General features: G+C 68.5%; 7 protein-coding genes. 4 read left to right on the top strand and 3 right to left on the bottom strand.

Going from position 1 to position 13,334, the window contains the following annotated elements:
• Positions 1-7 precede the first annotated feature (7 nt).
• The gene (locus tag ACFORO_RS31210) at positions 8-1,831 is read right to left on the bottom strand and encodes a hypothetical protein (RefSeq protein WP_377872743.1); all 1,824 of its coding nucleotides are present in this window, start codon (positions 1,829-1,831) and stop codon (positions 8-10) included.
• A 41-nt stretch (positions 1,832-1,872) separates the two neighbouring features.
• Positions 1,873-2,214, bottom strand: coding sequence for a hypothetical protein (locus ACFORO_RS31215; RefSeq protein ID WP_344268093.1), 342 nt, complete (start codon positions 2,212-2,214; stop codon positions 1,873-1,875).
• Between the two features lie 398 nt (positions 2,215-2,612).
• Here ACFORO_RS31215 and gltB point away from each other — a divergent pair, with 398 nt between their 5' ends.
• From gltB to ACFORO_RS31230, 3 genes are all read left to right on the top strand, one after another.
• Entirely contained in the window at positions 2,613-7,154 is a 4,542-nt protein-coding gene (gene gltB / locus ACFORO_RS31220) for a glutamate synthase large subunit (RefSeq protein ID WP_377872742.1), read from the top strand.
• Positions 7,147-8,655: a glutamate synthase subunit beta gene (locus ACFORO_RS31225; protein WP_377872741.1), complete on the top strand. Its 1,509-nt coding sequence runs from the start codon at positions 7,147-7,149 to the stop codon at positions 8,653-8,655. The genes gltB and ACFORO_RS31225 overlap by 8 nt, the downstream gene beginning before the upstream one ends.
• Positions 8,656-8,719: 64 nt before the next feature.
• The gene (locus ACFORO_RS31230; protein WP_377872740.1) at positions 8,720-9,091 is read left to right on the top strand and encodes a MerR family transcriptional regulator; all 372 of its coding nucleotides are present in this window, start codon (positions 8,720-8,722) and stop codon (positions 9,089-9,091) included.
• Here ACFORO_RS31230 and ACFORO_RS31235 read toward each other — a convergent pair.
• The gene (locus tag ACFORO_RS31235) at positions 9,088-9,975 is read right to left on the bottom strand and encodes an NADP-dependent oxidoreductase (protein ID WP_377872739.1); all 888 of its coding nucleotides are present in this window, start codon (positions 9,973-9,975) and stop codon (positions 9,088-9,090) included. The two genes, ACFORO_RS31230 and ACFORO_RS31235, sit on opposite strands and share 4 nt — an antisense overlap.
• A 126-nt stretch (positions 9,976-10,101) precedes the next feature.
• Here ACFORO_RS31235 and ACFORO_RS31240 point away from each other — a divergent pair, with 126 nt between their 5' ends.
• Complete coding sequence (locus ACFORO_RS31240) at positions 10,102-13,287, top strand: ATP-binding protein (RefSeq protein WP_377872738.1); 3,186 nt, start codon at positions 10,102-10,104, stop codon at positions 13,285-13,287.
• Positions 13,288-13,334: the final 47 nt, after the last annotated feature.

Consider the following 13,334-nt stretch of genomic DNA (forward strand, 5'->3'; position numbering starts at 1 on the left):
TTCCTCCTTAGTCGATGCGGCCGTGGATCCGGCCGCTCGCCGAGCGACGGGGCGGATGGGACGGCGGGTGGTTCGCGGGCGGGTGATTCGGTTGCGCCGGCGGGTGGTTCGGTTGCTGCGGAGGCTGGTGGTTCTGCTGGTGCTGCGGGGGCTGGTGCTGCTGTCCGTTCGGCTCGGACCGCTGGTCCTGCCCTCGGTCGCCCGAGCCCTGCGGCCGGTCGCCTTCGTCGCCGGAGCGGCGGTTGCCCTCGTCGCCGGACCGGTGGTCGCCGCCCTCGTCCCCGGAGTCGCCTTCGCGCGAGCGCCGGTTCTCCGCGTGCGCCTCACGCGACTCGTTGACGCCGTCCTTGCCCGCTTGCACGGCGTCCTTGGCGTCCTGGCCGATGCCCTTGGCGTTGTCCTTGATGTCGCCGACGTCGCCGCCGATGTTCTTCGCGATGTCGACGAGGTCGCCGATGCTGCCGACGTCCTTGATCTTCTGCAGCTGCGACCCGATGTCCTTGATCGAGTTCCAGATGTCCTGGACCTTCGTGATGATGTCCTGGATCATCTCGATGATCGAGATCAGGGCGTTGATCAGCGGCAGCAGTTCGCTGAACGCGGTGATCGCGTCGGCGATCCAGCCCGCGATCGGGACGCACGCCTCCGCGGCCATCACCAGCAGCCGGTCGATCAGGCTCTTCAACAGGTCCAGCGCCTTGGCCGCGAGCTTCTTCGACGTGTCCGACAGCAGGTCGAAACCCTTGGCGATCAGCGACGCGATCCCGGCCTCGGCGGCGAGCCCGGCCCGCCACCCGGCCTGCACGTAAGCCTTGTGCTCCAAGGAAGCCATGCCGTGCCAGGAATCGCTGACGGTCTTCTCGTTGGCGACCATCACCTCGGAGAACGCCTTCATCGCCTCGGAGATGTTGCGCCACGCCTCGGCGTCGGCCGACATCTTCGAGAAGTCGCCGGTGAGCGGTTCGATGAACTGCTGGGTGAGCGTGGTGCCGGTGAACTTCTGATACACCCACTCGACGGCCATCACCTCGACGCCGGCGTCCTTCACCAGCGCCTGGACGTCCTCGCCGGAGGTGTCTTCCGGCGGCTGCAGCAATTCGACGATCGAATCGCCGCGGTCGAAGTCGCCGGTGCCGCCGGGAACCCCGCCTGGGTCTCCGCCCGAACCCCCGGTATTGCCCTCGCCGCCGTTGCCGCCGCCTTCGCCGCCCTCGCTGCCGGAGCCGCCCTCGTCGCCCCCTTCGCCGCCCTCGCTGCCGGAGCCGCCTTCGCCGCCCCCGTCGCCGCCTTCACTGCCGGAGCCGCCCTCGTCGCCTCCCCGGCCGCCGCCTTCGTCGCCGCCCTCGTTGCCGCGATCGCGACCCCGGCCGTCGCCGCCTTCGTCGCCGCCGTCCTGGCCGTCGCGACCGTCCCGGCCGTCGCGACCGTCGCGACCGTCCCGGCCGTCGCGGCCATCCCGACCGTCCCGGCCGTTGCCGTCGTCATTGGACTGTCCGTTGTCGTCGCCGTGCCGGCCGCGGTGCCTGCCGTTGCCGTCGTCGCCGGGGTTTCCCCCGGTGCCGCTCGGATGCGTCTGGTCGTCCCCTCCGGACGGACGGCGTCCGTCCGGGCCGGTGCCGCCCGGATGATTCCCGCCCGGGTGGCCAGGCTGATTCCCGCCCGGGTGCGGCTGATTCCCGCCAGGAGGCGGCTGATTGCCGGGGTGCGGCTGGTTGCCCCCGGGATGCGGCTGGTTGCCGCTCGGGCGGGACGGCGGATGCGTCGTCCCCGTTCCCCCGGAGTGGTGGCCGCCGCCGTGGCTGCCGCCATGGCCTCCGCCGTGCCGTGCCATGTCTTGTCCCCCTCGTCAGAACCGTGCGGTGCGGATGCGCATCAGGCCGCGCCGCGGCCGGAGTCGATGCCGTCGAACTGGTCGATGAACTTCTGGAGCAGCTGCGCGGAATTCGCGTCGTGGTGCGCGTAGGCCTGCGCCGCCTGCTTGACCCCGTCGGACAGCGAGGTCAGCCGCGAGTGGCCGAAATCGAGCGTGCCGCCGTAGAGGTTCCCGACCAGCTGCACCACCGGCTGCAGCACCACGAACAGGCCGGTGAAACCGGACGTGTCGCACGCGGTGGAGCGCATGTAGTCGTTGATCTTGCTGATCTTCTCGTGGAGGCTGTCGAGCACCTCGGCGTACTGGTTCATCGTCTCGACGTCGACTTCTATGCCGGACATGAAAGAAACCGCCCTCCCCGTGAGCTATTCGGTTGCCGAACACTATGGCAACCGACGATCACCGGGCGTGGGCGGTTCCCGGAAATTTGTGCGATTACCTGGGAGGATCGGACGAAGGGGACGAAGCGGGCGGATCGACTTCGTCACGTGACAGGTGCGCGGGGCCGCTTCGGGGCTTATGCTTCGCGGACCGAAGCATCTCAGAACCCATCCGGAACTATGTCGTTCCGCGCAGCCGGATCGTTACCGTTCTTCCCCGTTCGGGGAGCTCCGAGGCGCTGCTGGGGTGTTTCCCAGGTGTTAAAGTCGCGCTAACAAGCGGGCCATCGTCGTCCCGTGCGCTCCCCGCGGCCGGTTCGCCGGCCACCGCACGAAACGACGAAGGAGGTCCCTTTTCCATGATCTTCTCCGCCATCCCCGGCAAGCAGGGTCTGTACGACCCGGACACCGAGCAGGATTCCTGCGGCGTCGCCATGGTCGCCGACGTCCAGGGCCGCCGTACGCACGGGATCGTCACCGACGGTCTCGCCGCGCTCACGAATCTCGACCACCGCGGAGCCGCGGGAGCCGAGCCGACGAGCGGCGACGGCGCCGGGATCCTGCTGCAGCTGCCCGACGAACTGCTGCGCGCCGAGGCGGGATTCCCGTTGCCCGCCAGCGGCGGATACGCCGCCGGGATCGCGTTCCTTCCCGCCGAGGACGAGCAGCGCCGCAAGGCGATCGGGCTCACCGAACGGATCGCGGCCGAAGAGGGGCTCAGCGTCCTTGGCTGGCGCGAGGTCCCGGTGGACACCGACGGCGCGGAGATCGGCCCCACCGCGCGTTCGGTGATGCCGCACTTCGCGATGCTGTTCGTGTCGTCGCCGCACGGCGAAACCGGCCTGGAGCTGGACCGGCTGGCCTTCTGCCTGCGCAAGCGCGTCGAGCACGAAAGCCTCGCTTCCGGCTGCGGCACGTACTTCCCGTCGCTGTCCGCGCGCACGATCGTCTACAAAGGCATGCTCACGCCCGAGCAGCTGCCGCGGTTCTTCCCCGATCTGCGCGATTCCCGGCTCGCCAGCGCGATCGCGCTCGTGCACTCCCGGTTCTCCACCAACACTTTCCCGTCGTGGCCGCTCGCGCACCCGTTCCGGTTCGTGGCGCACAACGGCGAGATCAACACGATCCGCGGCAACCGCAACCGCATGCGCGCCCGCGAAGCACTGCTCGACTCGGACCTGCTTCCCGGCGATCTCTCGCGGCTGTACCCGATCTGCTCGGCCGACGCGTCGGACTCGGCGTCCTTCGACGAGGTGCTGGAGCTGCTCCACCTCGCGGGCCGTTCGCTGCCGCACGCGGTGCTGATGATGATCCCGGAGGCGTGGGAGAACCACACCTCGATGGATCCGGAACGGCGGGCCTTCTACCAGTTCCACGCCAGTCTGATGGAACCGTGGGACGGCCCGGCGTGCGTCACCTTCACCGACGGCACGCTCGTCGGCGCGGTGCTCGACCGCAACGGACTGCGCCCGGCGCGCTGGTGGCACACCGCCGACGGCCGCGTCGTGCTGGCCAGCGAGGCCGGAGTCCTTGACGTGGCACCGGAAAACGTCGTCGCGAAGGGCCGGCTGCAGCCCGGCCGGATGTTCCTCGTGGACACCGCGGCGGGCCGGATCGTGGACGACGAAGAGGTCAAGTCCGCGCTGGCGCGCAAGCAGCAGTACAGCGACTGGCTGCACGCCGGGCTGCTCAAGATCGCCGAGCTGCCCGACCGCGACCACGTGGTGCAGAGCCACGATTCGGTGCTGCGCCGCCAGCTCGCTTTCGGCTACACCGAAGAAGAACTGAAGATCCTGCTCGCGCCGATGGCCGCCAACGGGGCCGAGCCGATCGGGTCGATGGGGTCGGACACCCCGGTCGCCGTGCTGTCCAAGCGGTCCCGGCTGCTCTACGACTATTTCAAGCAGAACTTCGCGCAGGTGACCAACCCGCCGCTGGACGCGATCCGCGAGGAGCTCGTCACGTCGATGAGCCGGATCATGGGGCCGGAGCGCAATCTGCTCGCTCCGGGGCCCGCGTCGTGCCGGCACCTGAACCTGCCGTACCCGGTGATCGACAATGACGAGCTGGCCAAGCTCATCCACATCAACGACGACGGCGATCTGCCCGGTTTCGCCTGCAGTGTCCTTTCCGGACTGTACGAAGTGGACGGCGGGGCGGCCGCGCTGGCGGCGGCGATCGAGCGGGTGCGGCGCGACGCGTCCGAGGCGATCGCGGCGGGCGCGCGCACGCTCGTGCTGTCCGACCGCGATTCCGACCACCGGATGGCGCCGATCCCGTCGCTGCTGCTGGTTTCCGCGGTCCACCACCACTTGGTGCGCACCAAGGAACGGCTGCGCGTCGCGCTGGTCGTGGAGACCGGCGACGCCCGCGAGGTGCACCACATCGCGCTGCTGCTGGGCTACGGCGCGGCGGCGGTGAACCCGTACCTGGCCTTCGAAACCATCGAAGACATGATCAGCCAGGGCGCGATCACCGGCATCGAACCGGCGAAGGCGATCCGCAGCTACGTGCAGGCGCTCGTCAAGGGCGTCCTGAAGATCATGTCCAAAATGGGCATTTCCACAGTCGGCGCGTACACCGCGGCGCAGGTGTTCGAATCCCTTGGCCTGAGCCAGGAACTGCTCGACGAGTACTTCACCGGGACGTCGTCGAAGCTCGGCGGCGTCGGGATGGAGGTGCTCGCCGAAGAGGTCGCGGTGCGGCATCGCCGGGCGTACCCGGACAACCCGACCGACCGGGTCCACCGTGGACTCGAAACCGGCGGCGAGTACGCGTACCGCCGCGAGGGCGAGCTGCACCTGTTCACGCCGGAGACGGTGTTCCTGCTGCAGCACGCGTCGAAGACCGGCCGCGACGAGGTGTACCGCGAGTACACCGAAGAGGTGCACCGGCTTTACCGCGAGGGCGGCACGCTGCGCGGGCTGTTCAAGTTCCGCGACGGCGCGCGCGAGCCGATCCCGCTGGACGAGGTCGAGCCCGCGTCGGCGATCCTGCGCCGGTTCAACACCGGGGCGATGTCGTACGGCTCGATTTCGGCCGAGGCGCACGAAACTCTCGCTATCGCGATGAACCGCATCGGCGGCCGGTCCAACACCGGCGAGGGCGGCGAAGACCCGGAGCGGCTGTACGACCCGCAGCGGCGCAGCGCGATCAAGCAGGTCGCGTCGGGCCGTTTCGGTGTCACCAGCGAGTATCTGGTGAACGCGGACGACATCCAGATCAAGATGGCGCAGGGCGCGAAGCCGGGCGAAGGCGGGCAGCTGCCGCCGAACAAGGTGTACCCGTGGATCGCGCGCACGCGGCATTCGACGCCGGGCGTGGGGCTGATTTCCCCGCCGCCGCACCACGACATTTACTCCATTGAGGACTTGGCGCAGCTGATCCACGACCTCAAGAACGCCAACGAGAAGGCCCGCGTCCACGTGAAGCTGGTGTCCTCGCTGGGCGTCGGCACGGTCGCGGCGGGCGTGTCCAAGGCGCACGCGGACGTCGTGCTGATTTCCGGGCACGACGGCGGCACCGGCGCCTCGCCGATGAACTCGCTCAAACACGCCGGGACGCCGTGGGAGATCGGGCTCGCCGAAACGCAGCAGACGTTGCTGCTCAACGGTTTGCGCGACCGCATCACGGTGCAGGTGGACGGTGCGATGAAGACCGGCCGCGACGTCGTGATCGCGGCGCTCCTCGGTGCCGAGGAGTACGGTTTCGCGACGGCGCCGCTGGTGGTCGCGGGCTGCATCATGATGCGCGTCTGTCACCTCGACACCTGTCCGGTCGGCGTTGCCACGCAGAGCCCGGAGCTGCGCAAGCGCTACACCGGGCAAGCCGACCACGTGGTGCGCTACTTCGAGTTCGTCGCCGAAGAAGTGCGGGAAACCCTGGCACAGCTGGGATTCCGGACTCTCGACGAGGCGATCGGCCACGCGGAGATGCTCGACACCGACGAGGCCGTGCAGCACTGGAAGGCCTCCGGGCTCGACCTCGGCCCGGTCTTCGACATGCCCGCGGAAACGCCGTACGGCGGTGCGAAGCGGCGCATGCGCGAGCAGGACCACGGCCTGGCGCACGCGCTCGACCGCACGCTCATCCAGCTCGCCGAGGCGGCGCTGGAAGACGCGCACCCGGTGCGCCTCGAACTGCCGGTGCGCAACGTGAACCGCACGGTCGGCACGCTGCTGGGCTCGGAAATCACGCGCCGCTACGGCGGCGAAGGCCTGCCGGACGGCACCATCCACGTGCTGCTCACCGGTTCGGCCGGGCAGTCGCTCGGCGCGTTCCTGCCGCGCGGCATCACGCTGGAGATGGTCGGCGACGCCAACGACTACGTCGGCAAGGGCCTGTCCGGCGGCCGGATCGTGGTCCGCCCGCATCCGGGGGCGAGCTTCGCCGCCGAACAGCAGACGATCGCGGGCAACACGCTGGCCTACGGCGCGACGTCCGGCGAACTGTTCCTGCGCGGGCAGGTCGGCGAACGGTTCTGCGTCCGCAACTCCGGCGCGACGGTCGTGGCCGAGGGCGTGGGAGACCACGCGTTCGAGTACATGACCGGCGGCCGCGCGGTGGTCCTCGGCCCGACCGGGCGGAACCTGGCGGCCGGGATGTCCGGCGGCAGCGCGTACGTGCTCGATCTGGACCGGGCGAAGGTCAACCAGGACATGGTGGACCTGCTTCCGCCGGCCCCGGAGGATCTGGCCTGGCTCAAGCAGATCGTGCAGCAGCACCACGACCTCACCCGCTCGGCCGTGGCCGCGTCGCTCCTGGGCGACTGGACCCGGCGCGCGGCGGCGTTCACCAAGGTGATGCCGCGCGACTACCAGCGGGTCCTCGATGCGGCGAAGGCAGCGCGGGCTGCCGGCCGCGATGTCGACGAAGCGATCATGGAGGCGGCTCGTGGCTGACCCCACCGGTTTTCTGAAGCACGAACGGCAAGAACCGAAGAAAAAGTCTTACGAGGAAAGGCTTTCCTCGTGGGGCGAGGTCTACGCGGACGTCTCGCCGGACGAGCGCAACGAGCAGGTGCGCACGGAGGCTTCGCGGTGCATGGACTGCGGCATCCCGTTCTGCCACTCCGGCGGTTCCGGTTGTCCGCTGGGCAATTTGATTCCGGAATGGAACGACCTCGTCCGCCGCGGCGACTGGGCGGCGGCCAGCGATCGCTTGCACGCCACCAACAATTTCCCGGAATTCACCGGGAAATTGTGCCCCGCGCCGTGCGAGGCGGGCTGCGTGCTGTCGATCTCGCCGCTGTCCGGCGGACCGGTCGCGATCAAGCGCGTCGAAGAGACGATCGCGGCGCAGTCGTGGGAAGCCGGATACGTGCAGCCGCAGGTGGCCGAGGTGTCCTCGGGCCGCAAGGTGGCCGTCGTCGGCTCGGGTCCGGCCGGGCTCGCCGCGGCACAGCAGCTGACCCGCGCGGGCCACGAGGTCACCGTGTTCGAACGGGACGACCGGCTCGGCGGCCTGCTGCGGTACGGCATTCCCGAGTTCAAAATGGAGAAGAAGGTCCTCGACCGGCGCCTCGCGCAGCTGCGCAAGGAAGGCACGAAGTTCGTCACCGGCTGCGAGGTCGGCGTCGACCTGTCGGTGGAAGACCTGCGCGCGCAGTACGACGCGGTCGTGCTCGCCGTCGGCGCCCTGCGCGGCCGTGACGACCGCACCACGCCGGGCCGATCGCTGCACGGGATCCACCTGGCGATGGAACACCTGGTGCCGGCCAACAAGTCCGTGGAAGGCGACGGCCCGTCCCCGGTCGACGCGGACGGCAAGCACGTCGTGATCATCGGCGGCGGCGACACCGGCGCGGACTCCTACGGCACCGCCACCCGGCAAGGCGCGCTGTCGGTCACCCAGCTCGACCAGTACCCGACGCCGCCGCAAACCCGCGACGACGAACGGTCCCCGTGGCCGACCTGGCCGTACATCCTGCGCACGTACCCGGCGCACGAGGAAGCGGGCGAACGGAAGTTCGCCGTGGCGGTGAAGCGGTTCGTCGACGACGGCAACGGCCGCGTGAAAGCCGTGGAACTGCAGGAAGTCCGCGTGCAGAAGGACCCGGAAACCGGCCGCCGCGAGGTGGTCCCGGTGAACGAAGAGGTCGAAACGCTGCCCGCGGACCTGGTCCTGCTGGCGATCGGCTTCGAAGGCGTCGAGGAAATGCCGCTGCTGGAAGGCCTCGACCTCACGCTGACCCGCCGCGGCACCCTGTCGTGCGGTTCGGACTGGCAGACGGAAACCCCCGGAGTCTTCGTCTGCGGCGACGCCCACCGCGGCGCGTCGCTGGTCGTGTGGGCCATCGCTGAAGGCCGCTCCGTGGCCGCCGCGGTGGACACCTTCCTGACGGGAGCTTCCGACCTGCCCGCCCCCGTGCACCCGACCGCATTGCCGCTCGCGGTGGTGTGATCGGTCCATGGCTCGGGCCCCGGCGCAACGGCGCGCCGGGGCCCGTTTCTTTAAGCTGGGTTCTGTGCGGATCGGCGAACTAGCCCAGCGGACCGGAGTCAGCGCCCGCTCGCTGCGGTACTACGAGCAGCAGGGCCTGGTGCGGAGCACGCGGTCCGCAGGCGGCCAGCGGCACTACCTGGCGACTGAAGTCGAGCGGATCGAACTCATCCGCCGATTGTTCGACGCGGGCTTGAACAGCAAGGTGATCGCCCGGCTGCTGCCCTGCGTGCACAGCGACGACGCGGCCGTCATCGAAGACGCTTTCACCACCATGGTGGGGGAGCGGGACCGGCTGACCGCCGACATCGCCCGCCGCGTCGAGGCCCGGGATGCCCTGGATGTGCTGATCGAGGCGAACACCCGATACCGGCAGGGCGAAGGCGTCTCGTGCTAGATGCTGATGACTAGCTTGCCCGACGCGTGCCGGGATTCGACCAGCGCCAACGCTTCCTGCGCCCGCGTGAGCGGATAAGTCCCGGTGATGTGCGGATCGAGCCGCCCTTCGGCCATCAGCTCAGCGACCCTTTCCAGGCCTGCCCGATCGAGACGACGACGGACGAACTCTCCGCCGAGTTCGGTCACTGACGGGTCTCCGACTGCGATGAGCTTCTTTCCCAACGGCGCGACGGCGCGCAGGGATTCCCCGCCGACCGTGTCGACCACAGCGTCGAACTGGCCCACGACGCTGCCCGCGGTGTAGTCGACGAACACCGCGCCGTACTTTGTCGCGAGCTCTCGCTTGGCCGTGCTGCCCGTGCCCGTCACCGCTAGGCCCCGATTCTTTGCGAGCTGCGCCAATGCGATGCCGACTCCGCCGCCGATCCCGTTAATGAGCAACGACGCGCCCTCCGGCAGGTCGAGTTGGTCAAGCACGTCGAGTGCGGTTGTGCCCGCGACGGGGATGGTCGCCGCCCAAGTCCACGGCAGCGAGTCGGGGATACGGGCGGTGGACTCGCCGAGCAGCAGCGTCGTTTCCGCGTACGTTCCCGCCCCGGTCAACGCGAACCCCGTGACCCGGTCGCCGACCTCGAGCCCCGTCACGTCTTTCCCCGTTTTGAGCACCGTCCCTGCGGCTTCCATCCCGATGACCTGCGGAAACGGCAGGTCCCCATTGAGGTCGGGGACGTTTCCCGACCGCAGCAGATGATCGAGCGGATTCACCCCCGCGGCCGCGACCCGGACCAGAACCTCAGCGGGACCGGGCATCGGATCCGGCCGGTCGAAGAACTCCTGGACCTCGGCCGTACCGAATGCCCGATATCCCAAGGCTGTGCTCATCGCGTACTCCTCTATTACGGTCGGTTCGAGACCGACGCTAGGCGTTGACACCGGTGTCAACATCCATCCGATGTGACCGAGCCGACACGGTTCGTGGGAAGCTGAACCGTCGGAGGGGGACTCCAGATGGACGACGACGTGCGGATCACGAACCAGGTCCTGGGTCCGGTGACAGGCAAGGTCGTGCAGGTGGGCCACGCGGATTCGGTCGCGTACGCCGGCACTCCGCCCGCCCGGTCGCGGTATCTGGAATGGGTGCGGACGAGTGCGCCGCGCGAACTCATCGGTCGCTCGGAAGAACTGGCCGAACTGGCACGCTTCTGCACCGCCGCGGACGGGCTGGATTACGTTTGGTTCCGCGCCGAACCCTGGACGGGTAAATCCGCTCTGATGGCGTCATTCGTGCTGGCCCCGCCTGGCGGGGTGCGAATCGTCTCGTTCTTCGTCACCGCCCGCTCGGCCGGAGACGACACGCGAGAGGCATTCGTCGACGTCGTGCAGGAGCAGTTGGCCGAAATCCTCGGCACGGCGAAGGACCCGAAAGCGCGGAACCTCCCCGCGGTGTTCGCCGATGCCGCCGCACGCTGCCGCACCCGCAGCGAACGACTGGTGCTCGTAGTCGACGGCCTGGACGAGGACCGCAGCGCGGGCGGGCACAGCATCGCGGCTTTGTTGCCGTACCCGTCCGACGGGCTGCGGGTGATCGTCGCAAGCCGCCTCAACCCCGACGTGCCCGCCGACGTCCGATCGGACCATCCGCTGCGCGCCCCGGGAATCGAACGGCTGCTGTCCCCTTCTCCTGCTGCCCGCTTCGCTCGTGGTGACATGGAACGCGAACTGGACGCCCTCCTTTCCAGCGAACCGGATCTGCTCGGCCTGCTCGTAGCCGCCCGCGGCGGCCTCACCGCCCCGGACCTGGCTGAGCTGACCGGGCAGCGGCCCCGCGACGTCGAGCGGATCCTCAACAGCGTCGCGAGCCGGTCGTTCTCGCGCCGCCCGGCGCACTGGCGTTCCGGTGACGCACCCGAGATCTACCTGCTGGGCCACGAAAGCCTCCAGCGCGCGGCGGAAGATGCACTGGGCGTCGCGGCACTCGATCGGTATCGGTCCGCATTGGTCACCTGGGCGCGCGGCTATCGTGATGCGGGTTGGCCGTCGGACACCCCGCAGTTCCTGCTGCGCGGCTACTTCTGGTTGGTGCAGGAGGCAGCCGACGTCGCGGCACTGGCCGACCTGGCCGCCGACCCCCATCGACATCAGCGGCTGTTGGACGTGTCCGGCAGTGACGCGGCGGCACTGGCGGAACTGGACGATGCGAGTGCTGCTGCACTGGGCGCGGCGGAACCGGATCTGGTCCGGGTTATCACGCTGGAGACCTACCGGGAGAACGTCCGTGATCGCAACAGGCGGATACCGGCAAGGCTTCCTGCTGTCTGGGCCGAGCTCGGCGAGGCGGGCCATGCCCTGGCACTGGCAGAGGCCATGACCGACCCCGGCAGTCAGCGGATCGCATTCATCATGCTCGCCGGTGCGCTGGTACGTGCTGGGCAGCTGAACATTGCTCAGCAGCTGTCGGACAATGTGGACGACCAATCCCTTCGTGGTGATCTGCGCGCAGAGATTTCGCTCGTCTTGATCGAGACCGGTCGTCGTACCGAGGCGATCGCGCTCATGGACGGTGACCTCCGCGAGGACCACCGCAAGCAAATCGAGGCGCACCTCGCGATTGCCCGCGCCGATCCTGATTTTGCCCGGGCCGTCCGCCGGACAGCGGAGATCTCGTCGGGCGCCGTGCAGTCCAAGGCATTCGACCGGTTGGGCGAGCTGGTTATGAACGCGCACCCGGAGCTGGCCGAGAAGTTCGTTCAAACAGCGGACGCTCATCCAGGCCGGAGCCTCGGCAGGGAATCGATTGCGGTGGCCTACTCCTTGTGCGAAAGAGGCGAGGCAGCCAGGGCTCGTATGATGCTCGCCCAGCATGACTTGAATAAACACGATCGATTAGGGCTCTTTGTCGATCTGATGGCTGCCGACGACCTGCATGAGGCAGCTGCGGCGTCACGGTTCGACGTGACCGAGGACGACCGATCTGCGGTGCTGGTCGATGCTCTCGCGAAGACAGGGCAGCTGTCCGGGATCCCGGCGGTGCTCGATTCGATCGCCGAATCCAGTCGATACCGGCTCGCAGCCTCCTGGTATCTCGCTGCGCTCGCCGAGCGCGGCGAGTCAGCTCGCGCGGCCGAGCTGGCAACCAGTTTCCGTTCTCGCCAGCCGGCCGTGGATTCTGACAGCGAGATCGCTGCCTTCCTGATGGCCATTACTGACGGACTGCTGCGAGCTGGGGATCGCGTCAGCGCGCGGGACTTCGCTGCCAAGGCGGAGAGGGAGGCTCGTCGGCCCGTCCTCGGCGACTACGTCGTGAACGCGGTCACGGCGCTTGCTCGCGCGGCTGCTGATTCCCGTGACATCAGGAGAGCCGAGAACCTTGCCGCGTTGATTCCCGCCGATCAGTTCATGTGGAACAAGATGGCCGAGTTCGTCGAGTTACTCGCGGCCGAGGGAGACCCTTCGATCGCGGAGAAGGTGATCACCCGGCTCCAGAGTTGCTACCAGGTGCGTAAGCCGATGGTGTCGCTGGCCCGCAGGCTGCGGCGTGCAGGAGATGCGGCTGCGCTCGCGCGACTTGCTGCGCACGTGCATCGCCTGATCGAGCTGCTCGATGAGAACGAGCGTATGAACTGGCGGCACTGTTTGACGATGATGTGTGCGGTAGGCAGGCCCCAGGAGATCACTGACGTGATCGATCGATTCCGGCAAGTCAGCCCGCAGATGCTCGACTATCCGGAAGACAGCGTGGCCGAACTGGCTGCGAGGGGAGAATCGGGTATCGCACTCGAACTGTGCGACCTCGGTGAGGGTGGCTCGCCGACCGCGATGTCCGTCCTCGTCGCTGGGCTGGCAGAAGCCGGTTGGGCAGACGAGGCTGAGTCGATAGTGGAACGGGCCGTGGAAAAGCAGAAGTTTGGAGCGACTCTGCTGAGTGCTTTCGTCCGTGGCGTCGCCCGCTGCGACCTTGAGCGGGCGCTGTCGAAGGCTGCTCAGATCGGCAGTTCATGGTCTCGGTCCAAGCTGCTGGTCGACTTGGCCGCGCACGCCGACCCGAAGCAGCGCAAGCGCATCCTCGCCGAAGCCGCAGCCATACACCACTGGTCCGCCATCGTCCCGGCCCTTGACGCAGACGAACTCTCCGACCTCCTCAACTTAGCCGACCGCTTCGGCTCCCTTTATCACCCGAACGACCCGGACGCGTGACCCTCGACGCCCACCGCCCCGGGCAAAGGCGGCAGACCCTATCCTGA

Source organism: Amycolatopsis halotolerans, assembly GCF_042647905.1.
Taxonomy (GTDB): Bacteria; Actinomycetota; Actinomycetes; order Mycobacteriales; family Pseudonocardiaceae; genus Amycolatopsis; species Amycolatopsis halotolerans.

Bases quoted from the DNA above. Each gene is read 5' to 3' on its own strand.
- ACFORO_RS31210 (WP_377872743.1), bottom strand. From the start codon at position 1,831: ATGGCACGGCACGGCGGAGGCCATGGCGGCAGCCACGGCGGCGGCCAC.
- ACFORO_RS31215 (WP_344268093.1), bottom strand. From the start codon at position 2,214: ATGTCCGGCATAGAAGTCGACGTCGAGACGATGAACCAGTACGCCGAG.
- gltB (WP_377872742.1), top strand. From the start codon at position 2,613: ATGATCTTCTCCGCCATCCCCGGCAAGCAGGGTCTGTACGACCCGGAC.
- ACFORO_RS31235 (WP_377872739.1), bottom strand. From the start codon at position 9,975: ATGAGCACAGCCTTGGGATATCGGGCATTCGGTACGGCCGAGGTCCAG.
- ACFORO_RS31240 (WP_377872738.1), top strand. From the start codon at position 10,102: ATGGACGACGACGTGCGGATCACGAACCAGGTCCTGGGTCCGGTGACA.